The sequence below is a fragment of the Burkholderia sp. Cy-637 genome (assembly GCF_011753175.1).
In the GTDB taxonomy this organism is placed as follows: domain Bacteria; phylum Pseudomonadota; class Gammaproteobacteria; order Burkholderiales; family Burkholderiaceae; genus Burkholderia; species Burkholderia gladioli.
Map to the genome: position 1 here is coordinate 1 of NZ_VWWC01000042.1, position 20,675 is coordinate 20,675.

Below are 20,675 nucleotides of genomic sequence, written 5' to 3' on the forward strand. Positions count from 1 at the left end.
CGCCGCCCCTGGTGGCGCTGTCGCGCTGGGCCGGGCGCCTGCCCGCCTCGGCCGCGATGCTCGACACCGTCGACGCCAGCACCGCCTGCGATATCGACTTCCGCCCCGGCACCGTGTCGGCCGACGCGCAGCGGCTGTTCGGCGCGACGCGCCTGGCGCGCCGCCATGCCGGCGCCGAGGCGGCCAGCCTGACCGACTACGGCGACCCCAGCGGCGACCCACGCGTGCGCGAGCAGCTCGCCACCTACCTGCGCCGTTCGCGCGGCGCGCGCTGCGAGGCCGACGAGCTGGTGCTGACCACCGGCACGCATCAATCGCTCGACCTGCTGTTCCGGCTGCTGCTCGACGAGGGCCGCACGCATGCCACCGAGGATCCCGGCTTCCCCGCCTCGGCGCGGCTCGCGCGGCTGGCCGGCGCGCGCCTGCACGCGATCGAGGTCGATCGCGAGGGCCTGCGCGTGGACACGCTGCCGGCCGGCCTGAGCACGCTCTACTGCACGCCGAACCATCAGTTCCCGCTCGGCGTGCCGCTCTCGGCGCCACGTCGCGCGGCCCTGCTGGCGCGCGCCGCCGCCGACGGCTTCGTGATCCTCGAGGACGACTACGACTGCGAGTTCCATCACGGCGCCGCGCCCGCGCCCTGCCTGCAGTCGGAGGACCGCGACGGCCGGGTGGTCTATCTCGGCTCGGTCGCCAAGCTGCTGGCGCCGGCGCTGCGCATCGGCTACGTGGTCGCGCCGCCCTGGCTGCGCGAGAGCCTGGTCAAGGCCAAGACGGTCGTGGACCGGCAGACCTCGGCGCACGCGCAGAACGCGCTGTTGCCGCTGCTGGCGAGCGGCGATTTCGCCACCCACCTGCGCCGCATGCGGCGCGAATACGGCCAGCGCCGCGCCCGCCTGCTGGCGGCGATGCGCGGCCCGCTGGCGCGCTGGCTGGCGCCCTGGGCCACCACCTGCGGCCTGCACCTGGCCGCCTCGGTGCGCGCCGGCTACGAGGCCGCCGCGCTGCAACGGCTGGCCGCCTCGGCCGGCGTCGCGGTGCATCGCGCCAGCCGCTTCTCGATCCGCGGCAGCGCGGCCGACGTGCTGGTCTTCGGCTTCGGCCATCTCGAGCTGGCGCGCATCGACGCGGGCGTCGAACGGCTCGCGCGCGCCTGGCACGCGGGCCTGGCGCCGGCGCTCGCCGAGCATTTTTGAGCGGGGCCGGACCACAACAGGGCAAAATACGGGTTTTTCGAGCCCGTGCCGGGCTCCTTCCTTTCCTGCCGCGCCCCTGAGCCGCCGCGCCCCGAGCGCGCGCCGCCGTGCCGGCAGGGCAGCTCGCGCCTCGCCGCGAGCCCACCGGAGTTGTGTGTCATGCCTGAATCGAATCTGTCCTTGCTGGGCCGCCTGTCGGTGGCCATCGGCTCGTTCTTCGCCATCCTCGGCAACGGCAAGCTGGCCGCCGAGGTGCGCGACCTGCGCAATGGCGTCACGCCCGCCGCAGCGCCCGTGGCTCCTGCCGCGCCGCAACCGGCCCCGGCCAAGCCGCAAGCCCCGGCCCCCGTCGCGGCGCAGCCGGCACCGGCGCCCGTGATCGCCGCCGCGAGCCCCGACGCGGCACTGCAATTGCTCGGCCTGCTGCAGAAGAACGCGCGCTTCGTCGATTTCGTCGAGGAAGACATCGCCGCCTATGCCGACGCCGAGATCGGCGCGGCCGCGCGGCTGGTCCACGAAGGCTGCCGCGCCACGCTGCGCGAGCACTTCACGATCCGCCCGGTGCGCGGCGAGGCCGAGGGCGCGCGCGTGACGCTGCCCGCCGGCTTCGACGCCACCGCCAACCGCGTGACCGGCAACGTGGTGGGCGCCGCGCCCTTCACCGGCACGCTGAGCCATCGCGGCTGGCGCGCCGACGAGGTGAAGCTGCCGAAGCTGGTGGCCACGCACGACCTCACGGTGATCGCGCCGGCGGAGGTGGAGCTGTGAGCGAGGCACGTTATTCGATCGGCATCGACCTCGGCACCACCCACTGCGCGCTGTCCTACGTGGACCTGGCCGCCAGCGACGGCGACGCGGCCGCGCAGCAGGTGCTGCCGATCGCGCAGCTCAGCTCGCCGGGCGCGGTGGCCTCGCCCGAGCTGCTGCCCTCCTTCCTCTACCTGCCGCACGAAGGCGAACTGGCCGCGGGCGACCTGAGCCTGCCCTGGACCGCGAGCCGCGACTACGCGGTCGGCGAGATGGCGCGTAGCCGCGGCGCCGGCACGCCGATCCGGCTGGTGTCGAGCGCGAAGAGCTGGCTGTGCCACCCCGGCGTGGACCGCCGCGCGGCGATCCTGCCCAACGACGCGCCGCCCGAGGTGGCGCGCGTCTCGCCGCTGGAAGCCTCGGTGCGCTACCTGAACCACCTGCGCGAGGCCTGGGACCACGCGCATCCCGATGCGCCCTTCGCCGCGCAGGACGTGACGGTGACGATCCCCGCCTCGTTCGACCCGGCCGCGCGCGAGCTGACGGCCGAGGCCGCGCAGGCCGCCGGCTACACCCGCATGACCCTGCTGGAAGAGCCGCAGGCCGCGCTCTACAGCTGGATCCAGAAGAGCGGCGGCGGCTGGCGCAAGGACGTCAAGGTCGGCGACATCATCCTGGTGGTGGACGTCGGCGGCGGCACCACCGATCTCTCGCTGATCGCGGTGGTGGAGCGCGAAGGCAATCTCGAGCTGCATCGCGTGGCGGTGGGCGAGCACATCCTGCTCGGCGGCGACAACATGGACCTGGCCTTGGCCCACGTGGTGGCCCGCAAGCTGGCCGCGCAGGGCACCCAGGCCGATCCGTGGCAGTTGCGCGCGCTGACCTATGCCTGCCGCGGCGCCAAGGAGACCCTGCTGTCCGATCGCAGCGTCGAGACCGTGCCGCTGGTGGTGCCCAGCCGCGGCTCCAAGCTGATCGGCGGCTCGATTCGCACCGAACTGACGCGCGCCGAACTCACTCAGATCCTGCTCGAAGGCTTCTTCCCGCAGGTCGAGGCGAGCGAGCGCCCGGCCGTGCGCACGCGCGCCGGCCTCACGCAGCTGGGCCTGCCCTATGCGCAGGACGCCGGCATCACGCGCCACCTGGCCGCCTTCCTCGGCAAGCAGGTGGGCGCGCTGGCCGAACTCGACGGGCTGCCGGCCGCCGCGCACCACCCCGGCGCGAGCTTCCTGCACCCGACCGCCGTGCTGTTCAACGGCGGCGTGTTCAAGTCCGAGCTGCTGACCGAGCGCATCCTCGCGATCCTGAACGGCTGGCTGGCTGCCGACGGCGCCGCGCCCGCGCGCCTGCTCGGCGGCGCCGATCTCGACCTCGCGGTGGCGCGCGGCGCGGCCTACTACGGCTACGTCAAGCGCGGCCGCGGCGTGCGGATTCGCGGCGGCACGGCGCGCGCCTACTACGTGGCGATCGAATCGGCGATGCCGGCGATCCCCGGCATGGAGCCGCCGATCTCCGCGCTCTGCGTGGCGCCCTTCGGCATGGAGGAAGGCAGCGACGCGGCCCTGCCCGAGCAGGAATTCGGGCTGGTGGTGGGCGAGCCGGTGCAGTTCCGCTTCTTCGGCTCCTCGGTGCGGCGCCAGGACCAGGTGGGCGACATGCTCGACTACTGGTCGCCGGAGGAACTGCAGGAGCTGGAGGCGATCCAGGCCACCCTGCCCGCCGACGGCCGCACGCCGGGCGAGGTGGTGGCCGTGCGCCTGCATGCGCGCGTGACCGAGGCCGGCACGCTCGAACTCGAGGCCGTGCCGCGCGGCAGCGAGGCGCGCTGGAAGGTGGAATTCGACGTGCGCGGCGGCGTGGACGCCTGATGGCGCGATACCACGTCGGGATCGACCTCGGCACCAGCAACACGGTGGTGGCCTATGTCGAGGCGGGTGGCGCGAACGAGGCGGCGATCCGCGTGTTCGAGATCGAGCAGTTGGTGGGGCCCGGCGAGATCGGCGCGGCGCCGCTGCTGCCGTCCTCGCGCTATCACCCGGCGCCGGGCGAACTCGCCGCCGAGGCGCTGGCGCTGCCCTGGCCGGCTGGGGAATCGGCAAATCGCGCAACGGATCGCGCCGCCGGGCAGGCCGCCGGCGGCAGCGCGCCGCCTGCCGCGCCGTCCCCTGTAATCGGCCGCCTGGCCCGCCAGCTCGGCGCGCAGGTGCCGGGGCGCCTGGTCAGCAGTGCCAAGAGCTGGCTGTCGAACGCCTCGGTCGACCGGCTCGCGCCGATCCTCCCCTGGGGCGCGCCCGACGAGGTGGAGAAGGTCTCGCCGGTGGCCGCCAGCGCCTCCTATCTCGCGCATGTGCGCGCCGCCTGGAACCATCGTTTCCCCGAAGCGCCGCTGGAACGCCAGGACCTGGTGCTGACCGTGCCCGCCTCGTTCGACGACGGCGCGCGCGCGCTCACGCTGGAGGCCGCGCGCGCCGCCGGGCTGCCCGCGCCGCGCCTGCTGGAGGAGCCGCAGGCGGCCTTCTACGACTGGCTCTACCAACACCGCGACGGGCTCGACGCCGAGCTGGCCGGCTCGCGGCTGGCGCTGGTCTGCGACGTCGGCGGCGGCACCACCGATCTCACCCTGATCCGCGTCGAGACCGACGAGGGAGGTGCCCCGCGCCTGACCCGGATCGGCGTCGGCAATCACCTGATGCTCGGCGGCGACAACATGGATCTCGCGCTCGCGCACCTGGCCGAGAGCCGGCTCGCGGGCAAGGAAGGCGGCGGCGCGCGCCTGTCGGCGGCAAGCCTGTCGCAACTGGTCGAGCGCTGCCGCGTCGCCAAGGAGCAACTGCTCGGCGAGGCCGCGCCCGATTCGGTGCCGATCACCCTGCTCGGCGCCGGCTCGAAGCTGATCGGCGGGGCGCGCAGCATCCAGCTCGGCCGCGAGGAGGTCGAGCGGATCGTGGTGGACGGCTTCTTCCCGGCCGGCCGCGCCGACGAGCTGCCGCGCCGCTCGCGCGCGGCGATCGTCGAGTTCGGCCTGCCCTACGCGGCCGATCCGGCCGTCACGCGCCACGTGGCGGCCTTCCTGGCACGCTTCGCCGCGTCCTCGAACGAAACCGCTGCGCCCGCAAGCAATGCGCCGGCCGCGCCGCTCGCGATGCCCGACACGCTGCTGCTCAACGGCGGCGTGTTCCGTGCCCAGGCGCTGGCCAAGCGGCTCGCCGACACGCTCGGCGCCTGGCGCGGCGCGCCGCTCAAGCTGCTCAACAACGACCAGCCCGATATCGCCGTGGCGCGCGGCGCGGTGGCCTATGGACTGGCGCGCGCGGGCCGCGCGCCGAGGATCGGCGGTGGCGCGCCGCGCAGCTACTTCCTGGTGCTCGACGAGAACGGCGACACGCGCGGCGCCGGCAAGGGCGGCCAGACGGCCCAAGCCGACGAGGCAGACAACTCGGCCGCCGCTGCCGCCCCCGCGCCGCGCGGCGTCTGCGTGCTGCCGCGCGGCACGCCCGAGGCGCAGGACGTGCGGCTGGACGATCGCACCTTCGCGCTGCGGCTCGGCCATCCCGTGCAGTTCCACCTGGTCTCGACGGTGGCCGAGACAGCCTGGCGGCCCGGCGAGATCGCCGAGCTGTCGGGCGCCGATTTCGTCTGGCTGCCGCCGGTGGCGACCGTGGTGCGCCGGCAAGGCGGCGAACGCCAGCGCGAGCGCAAGGTGCGCCTGACGACGGCGCTGACCGAGCTCGGCACGCTGGAGATGCACTGCGTGGCCACCGACGACGAGGCGCAGCGCTGGCAACTCGAATTCAAGCTCAGGCAGGACGCGCGCGAGGACGGCGGCGAGGCGCTAGACGAAACGCGTCATCCGCGCCTGGACGAGGCGATCGAGTCGATCGATGCGGTGTTCGGCGCGCCGTCAGCGCGCGTCGACCCGAAGGCCGTGAAGCGCCTGCGCGCGCAACTGGAGCAGACGCTCGGGCCTCGCCAGGACTGGGACCTGGCCCTGCTGCGCGAGCTGTTCGGCGCGCTGTGGGAACGCGCCGGCAAGCGCCGCCGCTCGGCCGACCACGAACGGCTCTGGCTCAACCTGGCCGGCTGGTGCATCCGCCCCGGCTTCGGTCATCCGCTCGACGGCTGGCGCGTCGAGCAGCTCTGGACGCTGTTCGACGACGGCATCCAGCACCTCAACGACGCGCAGGTCTGGTCGGAATGGTGGACGCTGTGGCGCCGCGCGGCGGGCGGCCTGCCGGCCGAGGCGCAGCAGCAGGTGCTGGAGGCGCTGAGCTGGTTGGAGCAGGCCGCCTCGCAGAAGCACCACGGCCTGCCCTTCGATCCCTCGAAGCTCGGCCAGGCCGATATGACGCGCCTGTATGCCTCGCTCGAGCAGATCCCCGCCGAGCGCAAGATCGTCATCGCCGAGGCGCTGCTGGCGAAGCTGGAGCGCGCGCCGGGCAACCGCCAGGACTGGTGGGCGATCGGCCGGCTCGGCGCGCGGCTGCCGTTCCACGGCAGCGCGCACGAGGTAGTGCCGGCCGAGGTCGCCACGCGCTGGCTGGAGGCGATCCTCGCGCTCGACTGGAAGAAGGTGGAGCCGGCCATGTTCGCGGCCGCGCAGATCGCGCGCATGACGGGCGACCGCTCGCGCGACCTGCCCGATGCCGTGCGCGAGACGGTGCTGCGCCGGCTGGAGGCCGCGCATGCCTCGCCGAGCTGGGTGGCGATGGTGCGGGACGTGGTGACGCTGGATAGCGCCGATACCGGGCGCGTGTTCGGCGAGGCGCTGCCGGCGGGCTTGAAGCTGATCGGGTAGACGAACGATCGGATGAAGGGGCGCTCGCCTGCCCGCCTTCGCTCAGCCGATCCGCGAGGCATGCCCCGCGATCACGCGCCAGCGCTGCCCGGAAGCGCGCCAGAGCCGCGTATAGGCGAACTGCCCGTCGATCGGCGTGGAGCCGAAATGCCCCGACAGCTCGGCCTTGGTGACCGTCACCACCATCTCGCCGACGCGCCGCGAGCGCGTCTCGATGATGTCGAGCCGATGCAGGCGCAGCAGCCGCGCGCGATGCGCGTCCAGGTCGTCGTCCTTCGACAGCACCTGCCCGTCCGGCGCCGTGAACACCAGGTCGTCGTCGATCAGTTCGGACAAGGTCATGACATCGTTGGCCAGCATCGCGTCGCGCAATGCCGCTTCGTAGCGGGCGATGGTCTCGATTCCGTTCATGCGAGGCTCCTCGGCGGGCGGAGGCTGCGGGTGGTCGCAGCGTACACGAATCCGGGGAGCGCCGTGGAGGCTCCGGACATCGGCGGATACCCTGAGTGATCGGATGAGTGAGGTAAGTGGGTGCTGGCTTTGGCGGGGCTTGTTGCGTGGTGCGAAACAAAACCGCTCGATCATCAGGATTCGACCCATTTGAGATTCAAACCGCCGCTCGCCATCCATGCATCACCCCTCCCGCACCTGCCCCCTGAACACCCGCCGCACGCTCACGAACAGCAGCGGCACGAAGAAGATCCCCAGCACCGTGGCCGCGATCATCCCGCCCAGCACGCCCACCCCGATCGCGTTCTGCGCGCCCGAGCCCGCGCCTCTCGCGAGCGCCAGCGGCAGCACGCCGAGGATGAAGGCGAACGAGGTCATCAGGATCGGCCGCAGGCGCTGCCGCGCGGCGTCGAGCGTGGCTTCCAGCAGGCTCGCGCCGCGCGCCTCGCGTTCCAGCGCGAACTCGACGATCAGGATCGCGTTCTTGGCCGCCAGGCCGATGGTGGTCAACAGGCCGACCTTGAAATAGACGTCGTTGGTCTGCCCGAACAGGAAGGCCCCCGCCAGCGCGCCGGCGATGCCCACCGGCACCGACAGCATCACCGCGAACGGGATCGACCAGCTCTCGTACAAGGCGGCCAGGCACAGGAACACCACCAGCACCGAGATCGCATACAGCGCCGCGGCCTGGTTGCCCGACAGCCGTTCCTCGAAAGACAAGCCGGTCCACTCATGACGGAAGCCCGCCGGCAGCGAGGCCACCAGCCGGTCGATCTCGCGCATCGCGTCGCCAGAGCTCACGCCCGGCGCGGCCTCGCCCTGGATCTCCAGCGCCGACATGCCGTTGTAGCGCTCCAGGCGCGTCGCGCCGAAGCTCCAGCGGCCCGCCGCGAACGAGGAGAACGGCACCATCTCGCCGCCCGAACCACGCACGTACCAGTGATCGAGATCGCTCGGGTGCATGCGAAAGCCCGCGTCGGACTGCACGTAGACGCGCTTGACGCGGCCGCGGTCGATGAAGTCGTTGACGTAGTCGCTGCCCCAGGCCACCGACAGCGTGGTGTTCACGTCGGCCAGGTTCAGCCCCAGCGTGCTGGCCTTCGACTGGTCGACCTCGACGGCGAACTGCGGCGTGTCCTCCTGCCCGTTCGGGCGCGTGTTGGCCAGCAGCGCGCTCTTGCCGGCGGCCGCCAGCAGCCGGTCGCGGATCGCGTTGAGTCGCTCGTGGCCGGCACCGTTCACGTCCTGCAGGAAGAAGTCGAAGCCGTTCGAGGTGCCCATGCCGTCGATCGCGGGCGGCAGCAGCGCATAGACCTGCGCGTCGCGAATCGCCGAGAACGCGGCCTGCGCGCGCTGCGCCACGGCTTGCGCGGACCAATCCGCCTTACGCCGATCCTTGAAGTCCTTCATGCGGATGAAGGCGATGCCGACGTTCTGCCCCGAGCCGCCGAAGCCGTAGCCGGCCACCGTCATCACGCCCTCGACGGCATGCTTCTCGTCCTTCAGGTAGTAATCGGTGACGCGCGAGAGCACCTGCTCGGTGCGATCGCGCATCGCGCCGGCCGGCAACTGCACGGCGGTGATCAGGGTGCCCTGGTCCTCGACCGGCAGGAACGAGCCGGGCAGGCGCACGAACATCCAGCCGGTCACGGCCACCAGCAGCACGAACAGCAGCAGGAAGCGCCGGCCGCGCGCGAGCACGCCCTGCACGCCGCGCCGGTAGGCCAGCGCGCCGCGGTCGAAATTGCGGTTGAACCAGCCGGCCAGGCCGCGCTTGGCGGCATGGTCCTCGCCGCGCCTGAGTAGGGTCGCGCAGAGCGCCGGCGTGAGCACCATCGCCACCAGCACCGACAGCAGCATCGCGGTGACGATGGTCACCGAGAACTGCCGGTAGATGATGCCGGTCGAGCCCGAGAAGAAGGCCATCGGCACGAATACCGCCGACAGCACGGTGGCGATCCCCACCAGCGCGCCGGTGATCTCGCGCATCGACTTGCGGGTGGCCTCGCGCGGCGAGAGCCCTTCCTCGTGCATCACGCGCTCGACGTTCTCCACCACCACGATCGCGTCGTCCACCAGCAGGCCGATCGCCAGCACCATCGCGAACATGGTGAGCGTGTTGATCGAGTAGCCGGCCAGCGCCAGCACGCCGAGCGTGCCGAGCAGCACCACCGGGATCGCCAGCGCCGGGATCAGCGTGGCGCGCACGCTCTGCAGGAACACGAACATCACGATGAACACCAGCACCACGGCCTCGATCAGGGTCTTGACGACCTCCTCGATCGACAGCGTGACGAAGGGCGTGGTGTCGTAGGGATAGAACACCTGCACGCCCTTGGGCATGGTGCCCGCGAGCGAGGCGATGGCGGCCTTCACGGCGCGCGCGGTGTCGATCGCGTTGGCGCCGGGCGCGAGATTGACGCCCAGCCCCGAGGCCGGCATGCCGTTGTAGCGCGATTCGTAGGTGTAGGTTTCCGCGCCCAGCTCGATGCGCGCCACGTCGCGCAGCCGCACGATCGCGCCATCCGCGCCGCTCTTGACGATCACGTTGCCGAACTGCGCCGGCGTCTGCAGGCGGCTCTGCGCGGTGACGGTGGCATTGAGCTGCTGGCCCGGCACGGCCGGCTGCGCGCCGAGCTGGCCGGCCGCCACCTGCGCGTTCTGCGCGCGCAGCGCGTCCTCGATGTCGCCCGGCATCAGCGCGTAGCGGTGCAGCTTCGCGGGATCGAGCCAGATCCGCATCGCGTAGGCGGCGCCGAACAACTGCGTGTTGCCCACGCCCGGCACACGCTTGATGGTGTCGTTCATCGCGCTGACCACGAAGTCGTCGAGGTCGGCCGAATCGAGCTTGCCGTCGGTCGAAGCGAAGCCCACCACCATCAGGAAGCTCGCCGAGGACTTGGTGACGGTCAGGCCCGAGGTCTGCACGATGGTCGGCAACTGCGAGGTGACCAGTTGCAGCTTGTTCTGCACCTGCATCTGCGCGACGTCCGGGTCGGCGCGGTTGGTGAAGGTCAGGCGGATCTCCACCTCCCCCGTCGATTCCGACGAGGCCGACATGTATTGCAGGTTGTCCACCCCGGTCATGCCCTGCTCGATCACGCGCGTGACCGAGTTCTCGACCGTGCGCGCATCGGCGCCGGGATAGGTGGCGAAGATCGAGATGGTGGTGGGCGCAATCTCGGGGTACTGCGCCACCGGCAGCGTGCGCAGCGCGAGCAGCCCGCCCAGCATCACCGTGATCGCCAGCACCCAGGCGAAGATCGGGCGGCGAATGAAGAATTCCGACATCGATGCGGCCTCAGCTGACGGCGACGGCCGAGGCGCCGCGTGCCATCGCGTAAGGGAACGGCGACGGCAGCAGGGTCAGCATTGGGCGCGTGGGCACCGGGTGATAGAGCTTTTCGTCGGCGGCCGAGGCCGTGGCGGCCGGCGCCGCCGACGGCGACTGCGCGACGGGCGGGGCTGTCGTGCCGGCCTGCGGCACGGGCTTCTCGCCCGGGTTCGCGCTGGGGCTCGCGCTCGGACTCGGCAAGGGCCCGGCCGGCGCGGCGGCGGCCGGCACCGTGGCCACCGCCGGCTTGATGCCCGCTGTCTCGGCCTGCGCCACCGCCGTGACGCGCCCCGTGGCCGGGTCGATCGCCACCAGGCTGGCCTTCACCGCGTCGCCGTCGCGCACCGCCAGGCTGCCCTCGACGATCACCTGGTCGCCGTCATGCACGCCGCGCTCGACGATCAGGTCGTTGCCGTGCTCGCGCGCGCCTTCCAGCACCTGCTCGACCACCTTGCCGTCGCGCACGAACAGCGCGGTGGCCTCGCCGCGCGGATTGCGGCCGATCGCGCGCTGCGGCACCAGGAAGGCGTCGCGCACCGCGCCGGTCTCCAGCACCGCGCGCGCGTACATGCCGGGCAGCAGCAGCCGCTGCGGGTTCGGGAACACCGCGCGCAGCGTGACCGTGCCGGTGGCCGCGTTGACGCTCGATTCCGAGAACTGCAGCGTGCCTTCCAGCGGGTAGCTCGCGCCGTTCTCCAGCCGCAGGCGCACCCGCACCTTGCCGCCCGAGGGGCTCACGCGGCCCGCGTCGATCGCCTGGCGCAGGTTCAGCAGGTTCGCGCTGGATTCGGTCAGGTCCACGTTGATCGGGTCGATCAGGCGGATGGTGGTCAGCGCGGTGCCCTGGCTCTCGGTGACGAGCGCGCCCGGCGTCAGCGAGGACTTGTCGATGCGGCCCGAGATCGGCGCGCGGATCGTCGTGTAGGCGAGGTTGATGCGCGCCGTCTCGAGCGCGGCGCGCTCCACCGCCACGCTCGCGCGCGCCTGCGCCAGCGTCTCCACCGAGGTTTCGTACTCCTGCTTGCTCATCGCCTGGGCGCGCGTCAGGATCGCGTTGCGATCGGCGCGGGCCAGGGCCGTCGGCACGGCTGCCTCGGCGCGCTGCAGCGCGGCCTTCGCGCTGTCGTAGGCGGCCTGGTAGGGCGCCGGATCGATCCGGTAGAGCGGCTGGCCGGCCTGCACGTCGCTGCCCTCGACGAACAGGCGCTCGCGCACCACGCCCGAGATCTGCGGGCGCACCTCGGATTCGAGCGAGGCCACCACGCGGCCCGCCAGCTCGGTGCTGAGCGGCACGCTCTGGCGGTGCAGCGCGATCACGCTGACCGGGGTGGCCGGCGCGGCGGCGGCGCCGTCGGCGGGATGCCGGTCGCGGCAGGCCGCGGCGCCCAGCAGCAGGGCCAGCGCGGGCGCGGCGAGAGAAAGGATACGCAGGCGATTCATGATGATCGGGACACGGTGGGTGAGGCGGGCTGGCCACGCTGGCCGCCGGCTGCGCCGCAGTCGGGCGCAAGGAGGCGATGCCGCCAGACTGCCGATCATCGGGCCCCACGATTCAGCGTTTGTGGAGAAGCGATGGAGGTTCGATGGACCCGCGCCTCGCGCCCGCGCGAGGCCGCGACGCGCCGCGCTATCATGTGCCGGCCATCCTTCCATGGCTTCCTGCCCCCGCACGACCACCATGAACGCGCTGATCCTGATCGCCGAAGACGAACCCGAAATCGCCGAGATCCTCGATGCCTACCTGACGCGCGAGGGCTTTCGCACCTATCGGGTGGCCGACGGCCAGACCGCGCTCGACGTCCATCCGGTACTCAAGCCCGACCTGGTGCTGCTCGACGTGAAGATGCCCGGCCTGGACGGCTGGGCGGTGCTGACCGAGCTGCGCCGGCGCGGCGCCACGCCGGTGATCATGCTGACCGCGATGGACCAGGACATCGACCGCCTGCAGGGCCTGCGCTTTGGCGCCGACGACTACATCGTCAAGCCCTTCAATCCGGTGGAGGTGGTGGCGCGCACCCAGGCCGTGCTGCGCCGCGCCGGCACGCAGGGACGCTCGCAGGTGATCCGCGCCGGGCGCATCGAGATCGACACCGAGAGCTACGTGGCGCGCGTGCTCGGCGCGGGCGCGGCGCAAGCCGGGGCCGCCGCGAACGCGGGCGACGTCACGCTGGCGCTGACGCTGACCGAGTTCCGCCTGCTCGCGCACATGGCGAAGTCGCCGCAACGCGTGTTCAGCCGCGGCGAGCTGGTCGATGCCTGCCTGCCCGGCGGCGACGCGCTGGAGCGCACCGTCGACAGCCACGTCAGCAACCTGCGCAAGAAGCTCGAACAGGCCGGCGCCTGCGGGCTGCTGGCGGTGGTGCGCGGCGTGGGCTACCGGCTCGAGAGCGGCGCATGAACCCGCGCCGGCGCCTCGGCCGCCAGATCGTCTGGTCGATGGGGCTGGTGTCGGTGATCACCACCCTGATCGCCTTCGTCGGCTCGTACCTGATCTACGGCCTGCTGTTCACCTACCTGCCGCAACTGCAGCAGCCCGAGGATTCCTGGGTGCCGCGCACGCCCGACTACCTGATCTTCGCCGGCACGCTGCTGGTGGCGCTGGTGGCCGCGATCGTGATCGCGCTGCGCCTGGCGAGGCGCATCCTGGCGCCGCTCAATTCGCTGGCCGAGAGCGCACGCGCCATCGCGGCCGGCGACCTGGCCGCGCGCGCCATCCCCGGCGATCGCACGCTCGGCGAGACCGCCCACCTGGTGGACGACTTCAACTCGATGGCCGGCAAGCTGCAGACCATGGCGGCCGACATGGCGCAATGGAACGCCGCGATCGCGCACGAGCTGCGCACCCCGCTGACGATCCTGCAGGGGCGCCTGCAGGGCCTCGCCGACGGCGTGTTCAAGCCCGACGACGCGCTGATCCGCGGCCTGCTCTCGCATGTCGAGGGGCTTTCGCGGCTGGTCGACGACCTGCGCATCGTGACCCTGCAGGACAGCGGACATTTCGAACTCCGAAGCGCGAGCGCCGATCTTGGCGAGGAAGCGCGCCGCGCGGTGGAATCGATCCGGCCCGCGCTGGAGGAAGCCGGCTTCGTGCTGGAGCTGCGGCTGGCCTCGGCGGTGGCGCGCTGCGACGGCGCGCGCGTGCGCCAGGCCCTGATCGCCCTGCTCGACAATGCCCGTCGCTACGCCACGCCGGGGCCGCTGCGGGTGGCCGTGGCGCGGGCCGGCGAGCTGGTGGTGCTGTCGGTGGAGGATGCGGGGCCGGGCCTTGCCGCCGAATTCGCCAAGCAGGCCTTCGCGCCCTTCACGCGCGCCGACGCCTCGCGCTCGCGGCAGTTGGGCGGCTCCGGGCTGGGGCTGTCGGTGGTGCGCGCCATCGCGATGGCGCACGGCGGCTGGGTACAGTACCGCACCTCCGCGCAAGGCGGGGCCGTGTTCGAGATCGAGCTGCCGATCAAGGGGCGCTGAGGCGGGATCGTCACCTTGTCCTGCGCGAATGCAGCCACGCGAGCGCGACGGCGATCCGCATCCCGCCCTACACTGTCAAGGTTCTCACTCGACGGAGACGCACACGATGCATTACGAACTCTATTACTGGCCCAGCATCCAGGGGCGGGGCGAATACGTCCGCCTGGCCCTCGAGGCCGCCGAGGCCGACTACACCGACGTGGCCCGCCAGCACGGCCGCCAGGGCGACGGCATGTCGGCCATGATGGAACTGCTCGACGCCGAGCTGCCCACGCCGCCGTTCGCGCCGCCCTTCCTGAAGGCGGGTGAGCAGATCATCGGCCAGACCCCGAATATCCTGCTGTTCCTCGGCCCCAAGCTGCACCTCGCGCCGAAGGACGAAGCCGGCCGCCTGTGGGCACATCAATTGCAACTGACGGTGGCCGACTTCGTCACCGAGATCCACGACACGCATCACCCGATCGCGTCCAACCTCTACTACGAGGACCAGAAGGCCGAGGCCTCGATGCGCTCGGAAGACTTCATTCGTCACCGCCTGCCGAAGTTTCTCGGTTATTTCGAGCGTGTGCGCGAGCAGAATCCGCATAAAGGCGGCTTCATGGTGGGCGGGCAGCTCAGTTATGTCGATCTGTCGATCTTTCAGTTGATCGAAGGATTGCGCTACGCGTTTCCGAAGGCGATGGCGCGGGCGGAGAAGAAGTATGGGGGGTTGGTGGAGATTCGTGATCGGGTCGCCGCGCATCCGCCGATTGCGAGTTATCTGGAATCGGACCGGCGGATTGCGTTCAATCAGGAAGGGATTTTCCGTCACTATCTCGAGCTGGATCGCTGAGGGGCTGTGATGAGGCCGTGGGGCGCCGGGGTGTGTCGCTGGCGCCGCGGTTTTGGGATTTTCTACCGGCTCAGCGTAATTGGCTTTGGTTGTAGCTCGATGGCGGCTGCCGGCCATAAACGGTCCTTCACAATCCGTTTGCGAATGTCAACTGTCGGAAGTCGAGCGGCCCTTCGTGGCATCTCCATCACCGCCGGATTGGGCGATCTGCCCTAATATGCTGAATTCGTCAACGCAGCGCTGTGCCAAAACTAGCGCCCAACTTCGCGACCGAGCATGAGCCGAAAGATTCCGAACAAACCCAATAGCCATCTCACTTACCAGGCCGCCGAGAAGTTCAAGGATGTCGCCCTGCTGAACCAGCAGTCGCTGTTCCTTCAGGATAAGACGCTTTGGGTACCCGAGCATTTTGAGCCCCTGCTGACCCATTACGTGCAGGATCCCATCGTAGGGGACGACGAGCGTGGATCAAGTTTCTGGCAGAAGCTGCCGCACCAGATCGGGCGCTGCGCGCCGAAAAGTGTGGCACTAGCCGCCGAAATCTACTGGGTGTTGACGCTCGCCTCGAGCCTGCTCAAGCCTAAGTCGAAGCTTGCCCGGATTGACGAAATCTGGGCCATGGCCGATCCCACCTTACCGCCGATCGACAAGTCGTCCTTCTACTTGCAAGAGCCAACGCTCGAAGGTGTAGGTAGTACTGGGACAGCCTACAATTTGCTTTTGTGGATGGAGTTGGCCTACGGCATCAAGCTATTCAAGGCCCTGGCCGAGAAGCCACGAGCTCAGCGTGACGAGCTGCTCAGCGATCCTTGGGCCTTTGCTACTTGGCTTGACGAGATGGACGAGACCGGAGGCCGTCAGTTCTACCACATCCTTACTCACGCGCTTTTTCCCGACCACTTCGAGCGGATATTTTCAGAAGGCGGCAAGGAGCAGATCGCCCGCGACTCCTCGCTCGGCGTCCCCAAGTCGGCCAGGGCCAGTCGGCCGGAGCGTGACAAGGCGCTCGTCACAGTACGCGAGCGACTCGAGAAAGAGCACCCCGAAACGACGATCGACTACTACATCTTCCCGCCGCTGCTAAAGCGCGACGAAACCACGGCCAAAAAGAAGCGGGCGCAATCTGGTGCTATCGGCTCGACGCCAGGCATGTCGGGCAGTGGTAACACTGGAGTTGGCCTGGACCCCGGTGGGCTCGAAGACGATAGCGACGAGCCACAAGACGGTGCAGATGTCTCCAGCAACCGAGCCTGGAAACCCCGCAATCGTATCTTTTTTGGGCCACCAGGCTCCGGCAAAACGCGGGCGATGGAACTCATCCGCGCTTACCGCTATATGAGGGGCGAGAGTGTCGAGTTCGTCTCATTTCATCCTTCCTACTCCTACGAAGACTTCGTCGAAGGTTACCGACCGGCGCCGGGACAGGGTGGTCGGCTGAGCGAGAAGCCGGTCGCAGGTCCCTTCCGGCGGTTCTGCGAAAGCGCGCACAAGCACCCAGACGTGCGCCACACGCTCTTTGTCGATGAAATCAATCGAGCGAACGTGGCTAAGGTTTTCGGCGAACTCATTACGTTGCTCGAACCAAGTAAGCGCTGCACTCCAACACCCGATCTCGATTTCTCCGAGATCCGTTCGGCCGTGCGGCTGCAATACAGTGGTGACATGCTAGCGGTACCGGCGAACCTCGATATCATCGCGAGTATGAATACGGCGGACCGCTCGGTGCAGTCGATGGACCGGGCGCTGCGCCGCCGCTTCGAGTTCATCGAGACGGCGGCGGACCCCAATGTATTGCCGGCCGAGAAGATTGACGGCGTGGACTTGCGCGCTTTGCTCAAGGCGATCAACGACCGCATCGAATTTCTGATCGACGGTGACCATGCGATTGGGCACGCGCTACTCATGGGAGTTCGCAACCTCTGGGACCTGCGCCGTGCGATTTCGCGCCGCGTGATCCCATTGCTGCAGGAGTACTTCTTTGAGGACCTCTCGAGGGCAAAGCTGGCACTTACAGGATCCTCGAAGCCATCAATCTTCTTTGACGAGCGCAAGCTTGACGCGACAGAGCTATTTGACCCGTCGACGGACGTTCATGCCCTTGACTCGCGCAAGTCCATCCGGGCCGCGGCCGACCAGTCATTGTGGACCGCGGCCGACTTCATCCGGCTCTACCTGCGGGGGGACGAGGCCCAAGCCGCGATCGACTCCTTACCTCCTGCGGTCGCCGTCGACGAGGAGGACGGCGTGGACGAGGAGTTCGAAGACCTCGATGAGCTGGAAGATCCCCCGGGTGAAGGAGCTAACGCCGCCTCTGGACCTTACTAGATGAGCGCCCCACCACTGGTCGCCTTTGAACGCGAGACCATCCGGATCGCTCCCGATGCCGAGGTGGCCGAGCTGCGCCGCTTAGCGCAGCTGTCCGCTGCCGGCCTCGCCTCCGAGGTGAATGCTGGCTTCGACGTCAGCGGCGGGCGGGACGGCTTCGGGCGCCTCGTCGTGACCCAAGCTGAGGCGACAGCCTTGGAGCTACTCAATGTGACGCGTGAGGGATTTTGCTCGCGGACCGCTGGTGGCCTTGCGCTCTCGAAGTACTGCGGGATTGTTCGGATTGGCTCGGTGAGTAGGGCAGGCTCGCTTGCCGATGGCCTCGCCATGGAGATCCTCCCCAAGGTATGGGGTGTCGACGTCGAACCTGGCGCGGAGAGCGCTGGAACGCGAGCTGCCAGCATCGGAGCCGCCAGGCGTGCCTTGCTGCGCATGCTCGCCTTCGCCAACGGACTTCCGATCTCAGAGCTCGACATGGCGCCCCAGTCAGTGGCCGACGTCACGCTTCTAGATCTCTTCGTGCGTTCGTTCCTGCGCGAGGCCCTACGGGTGGCCAAGGGCGGCCTGCTGACGCGCTACGTCGAGGCCATTGACGACCTCAACGCGCTACGAGGTCGGATCCTGCTTGCCGAGACCGAGCGCCTCATCGCTACGCGGCCGGGGCTCTACCGCTGTGCCCACGACGAATTGATCATCGACAACCCCTACAACCAGGTGCTGCTCGCGGCAATCGAAATCTGCCGTTCTCGGATCCTGAAGGCGTCGACCGCGCGCCTCTGGGGTGAAGCGCGCGCCTTCTTTTCGGGCGTGTCCTTCGTCCGAATGCGTGCCCATCAGGTCGCCGCCTTGAAACGCGGCCGCGAGACGGTTAGGTACGGCGAAGCGTTGCGATGGGCCGAGTTACTCTTGGGCCTGCTTTCGCCGTCGCTAGCCGCGGGAACATCGGACGCCCCCGCGCTGCTGTTCAACATGGAGGCGCTTTTCGAGCGCTGGGTCGAGCGCCACGAACGGGGAAACGCCCCCGAGGGCGTGTTGGTCCGCTTCAAGGGTGTCTCTCGAGATCTGGCCCGCGTCGAGCATGATCGAGTCGTTGCTGGAACGCTCGTCTCCTCCAGCGGGCGAACCAGAAGTGCATTTCGCCTTATGCCCGACGTACTGCTCTGGTGCGAAGGCGAAGACCTCGATACGGGCTCGCCCACAGCCATTGTCGATGCGAAATGGAAGGTACTCGATCCGCGTCGACGCGACTGGGGGGTCGACGAGAACGATGCTCACCAGATCTTGGCCTACCTCACTCGCTACGGCTGCCGCGTGGCCCGGCTGGCTTATCCAGTCCTAAAAGTAGCTGTGCCGGCGGAGGGCCCGCCAACCTTCAAAATCGATCTGCCGGGTGGCGACGTCGCAACGATTGGGGTGGAGCTAGTTCCCATCGACGCTTAAGCGCTTAGGCCACACCAGCGTAGGCTTTTCCATCCCTTCGGTATCGAAACTGGACTTTGGATCGATCCCACTCAGCCCCTTTCGTTTTCAAGCGCTTAGAGTTTGGCCGCTCGCCGGGTGAGGGAGGTGGAAAGGTCGTGCCGGCCACTAAATGTCGCCCCCACCCTATAGCTAGCTTTAGGATTGACAGTCGGAAATTGCTCAGTTAGCCGACCTTCACAGGACAACCGCATATGCCCGAGAGGCGTCGGCTAAGGCCGATCACTTCGAACCACCACCCGTTATGAGCGGCAACTAGCGAACGGCCGCGTCTAATCATTGCAAATTGATCGAGTCTGTATGAACCCAATGATGAACGACACCAAGTGGGAGGAACTGCGTGCAGCCATGCACGCGCTTTCCGATGCCCCCCAATGGCGAAACAAGATTGTCGGCACGGGCTATGTGTCACCTTGGGACGGCGAGTGGTTCCATCACTTCAGGAACGGAGGCTACGCCGACCTTGAATGGGTAGAAATCAAGGTGAACTCCCTGTCACAAGAGCAGGCAGTTCTCGCGGCATTGAAGGCGATTCATCTTCCCGGCCATCGCACCGACGTCGGTTTCAAGATCTACGGGCACTTGAAGCCCGGTCAGTTCATAGACTACGTCTGACGACTGCTCCCGAGCGTCCGCAAGGGTCAGCGGAATGGCTGCAATGGGTCGGAAGTTGCCCTTTACATCTACTGGCCGCAACCAATCGCGCCCAACGACATCCTCCTACTTCGACACCGCAGTAACCCACTCGCCCGAACTCCGGCGCCCTGCGCGCCACCCCTCCCCTTCATTCCCCCTACAAACCTTTCCCCATGAAATATTAGAAGCCCACCTTGCAAGTTTGCCTTCCTTTTTATACGATACCGCCCATGACGACCTCCGCCGAATCCGAACGCTCGCTCGAAGCCACCGTTGCCGACCTCACGCTGGCGATCGGGCAATTGGTGCGCCGCGTGCGCTCCGAAGTCGACCCGAGCGACTACAACCTGTCCCAGCTCAGCGTGCTCTCGCGCATCGAACGCCATGGCGCGCTGACCACCGCCGATCTCGCGCGCGCCGAGTCGATGAAGCCGCAATCGATGGGCACGCTGGTGGTCGGGCTCGAACAGGCGGGGCTGGTCGAACGCCAGCCGCATCCGAGCGACGGCCGCCAGTGGCTGATCGCGCTCACGCCGGCCGGCGCGGCCGTCTCGCAGCAGCGGCGCAGCGCCAAGCGCGCCTGGCTTCTGGAAGCGGTGCGCCAGCTAAGCGACGAGGAGCGCCGCGCACTGCGCGCGGCCACGCCCTTGCTGCGCAGGCTCGCCGAACGCTGACGCTGCCGTCCCCACGCACGGCGCGATAACCACGCCATGCATCCCCCCGAGGCGCGGCGCATGCACGCCGCGTCGTTCCACCGAGCCACCGGCTCGCCCCCGTCAACGGCCCCAGGCCGAAGGAGCTTCCCCATGACCGCCACAGTCCTCGATTCCAAGACCGCACTGATCGTCGTCGACCTGCAGAAGGGCATCGTCGCGCTGCCCGTCGCGCACTCGCCGGCCGGCGTGGTCGAGCAATCGGTCAAGCTGATCGATGCGTTCCGCGCGCACCACCTGCCGGTGGTGCTGGTCAACGTCACCGGCATGGCGCCGGGCCGCAACGAGCAGCCGCACAGCGGCGGCGCGCTGCCGGCCGACTGGGCCGAGCTGCTGCCCGAGCTGAAGCAGCAGCCCGACGACCTGCTGGTCACCAAGCGCAGCTGGTGCGCCTTCACCGGCACCGATCTCGACGCGCAACTGAAGCAGGCCGGCGTCACCCAGGTGGTGCTGTGCGGCATCGCCACCAGCATCGGCGTGGAATCGACCGCGCGCGTCGCGCATGCGCTCGGCTACAACGTCACGCTGGCCGTCGACGCGATGACCGACCTGAAGGCCGAGGCGCATGCCAACAGCCTCGAGCGGATCTTCCCGCGCCTCGGCGAGACCGCTACCGCGCAGGAAATCGTCGCCCTGCTCGACGCCCGTCGTGCCTGATCGCACTTCCGGCGGCGGCTCCGCCGACACGGCAAGGCCGTCGCGC

Annotated in this window: 15 protein-coding genes; 12 read left to right on the forward strand and 3 right to left on the reverse strand. The window is 69.2% G+C overall.

Annotation, left to right across the window (positions count from 1 at the left end; all coding sequences use genetic code 11):
* From F3J10_RS14095 to F3J10_RS14110, 4 genes are all read left to right on the forward strand, one after another.
* Window positions 1-1,196, forward strand: a 1,196-nt coding sequence (locus F3J10_RS14095; protein ID WP_167242325.1) for a PLP-dependent aminotransferase family protein, incomplete at its 5' end; no start/stop codon positions are given.
* Between the two features lie 159 nt (window positions 1,197-1,355).
* Window positions 1,356-1,964 (forward strand): DUF2760 domain-containing protein, encoded by a 609-nt coding sequence (locus tag F3J10_RS14100; RefSeq protein ID WP_042284737.1) that lies wholly within the window; start codon window positions 1,356-1,358, stop codon window positions 1,962-1,964.
* On the forward strand, window positions 1,961-3,811 hold the full coding sequence (locus F3J10_RS14105) for an Hsp70 family protein (protein WP_167242326.1): 1,851 nt from the start codon (window positions 1,961-1,963) through the stop codon (window positions 3,809-3,811). Before F3J10_RS14100 ends, F3J10_RS14105 begins: the two co-directional genes overlap by 4 nt.
* A complete protein-coding gene (locus F3J10_RS14110; protein WP_167242327.1) occupies window positions 3,811-6,738 on the forward strand; it encodes an Hsp70 family protein in 2,928 nt (975 codons plus the stop codon). The genes F3J10_RS14105 and F3J10_RS14110 overlap by 1 nt, the downstream gene beginning before the upstream one ends.
* Window positions 6,739-6,780: 42 nt before the next feature.
* Here the strand turns inward: F3J10_RS14110 and F3J10_RS14115 are convergent, their stop codons facing one another.
* The 3 genes from F3J10_RS14115 to F3J10_RS14125 all read right to left on the reverse strand — a co-directional run bounded on the left by F3J10_RS14115 (window position 6,781) and on the right by F3J10_RS14125 (window position 11,962).
* On the reverse strand, window positions 6,781-7,149 hold the full coding sequence (locus tag F3J10_RS14115; protein WP_025098227.1) for a nuclear transport factor 2 family protein: 369 nt from the start codon (window positions 7,147-7,149) through the stop codon (window positions 6,781-6,783).
* A gap of 222 nt (window positions 7,150-7,371) precedes the next feature.
* Entirely contained in the window at window positions 7,372-10,479 is a 3,108-nt protein-coding gene (locus F3J10_RS14120; RefSeq protein ID WP_167242328.1) for an efflux RND transporter permease subunit, read from the reverse strand.
* 10 nt (window positions 10,480-10,489) lie between these two features.
* Entirely contained in the window at window positions 10,490-11,962 is a 1,473-nt protein-coding gene (locus F3J10_RS14125; protein ID WP_205194253.1) for an efflux RND transporter periplasmic adaptor subunit, read from the reverse strand.
* 238 nt (window positions 11,963-12,200) lie between these two features.
* Here F3J10_RS14125 and F3J10_RS14130 point away from each other — a divergent pair, with 238 nt between their 5' ends.
* From F3J10_RS14130 to F3J10_RS14165, 8 genes are all read left to right on the forward strand, one after another.
* On the forward strand, window positions 12,201-12,920 hold the full coding sequence (locus F3J10_RS14130; RefSeq protein WP_025098225.1) for a response regulator: 720 nt from the start codon (window positions 12,201-12,203) through the stop codon (window positions 12,918-12,920).
* Complete coding sequence (locus F3J10_RS14135; RefSeq protein ID WP_167242329.1) at window positions 12,917-13,987, forward strand: ATP-binding protein; 1,071 nt, start codon at window positions 12,917-12,919, stop codon at window positions 13,985-13,987. Before F3J10_RS14130 ends, F3J10_RS14135 begins: the two co-directional genes overlap by 4 nt.
* 106 nt (window positions 13,988-14,093) lie before the next feature.
* The gene (locus F3J10_RS14140; RefSeq protein WP_167233268.1) at window positions 14,094-14,819 is read left to right on the forward strand and encodes a glutathione S-transferase; all 726 of its coding nucleotides are present in this window, start codon (window positions 14,094-14,096) and stop codon (window positions 14,817-14,819) included.
* Window positions 14,820-15,095: 276 nt separating this feature from the next.
* Window positions 15,096-17,144: an AAA family ATPase gene (locus F3J10_RS14145; RefSeq protein WP_167242330.1), complete on the forward strand. Its 2,049-nt coding sequence runs from the start codon at window positions 15,096-15,098 to the stop codon at window positions 17,142-17,144.
* Window positions 17,145-18,584 carry a hypothetical protein gene (locus F3J10_RS14150; protein WP_167242331.1) on the forward strand — a complete coding sequence of 480 codons (1,440 nt, stop codon included), beginning with the start codon at window positions 17,145-17,147 and terminating at the stop codon, window positions 18,582-18,584. It begins immediately after the preceding gene.
* Between the two features lie 339 nt (window positions 18,585-18,923).
* The gene (locus F3J10_RS14155) at window positions 18,924-19,238 is read left to right on the forward strand and encodes a DUF6678 family protein (protein ID WP_205200289.1); all 315 of its coding nucleotides are present in this window, start codon (window positions 18,924-18,926) and stop codon (window positions 19,236-19,238) included.
* Between the two features lie 251 nt (window positions 19,239-19,489).
* The gene (locus F3J10_RS14160) at window positions 19,490-19,933 is read left to right on the forward strand and encodes a MarR family transcriptional regulator (RefSeq protein WP_167242332.1); all 444 of its coding nucleotides are present in this window, start codon (window positions 19,490-19,492) and stop codon (window positions 19,931-19,933) included.
* A gap of 132 nt (window positions 19,934-20,065) precedes the next feature.
* Complete coding sequence (locus F3J10_RS14165) at window positions 20,066-20,629, forward strand: isochorismatase family protein (RefSeq protein ID WP_166913513.1); 564 nt, start codon at window positions 20,066-20,068, stop codon at window positions 20,627-20,629.
* The last annotated feature ends 46 nt before the right edge of the window (window positions 20,630-20,675 follow it).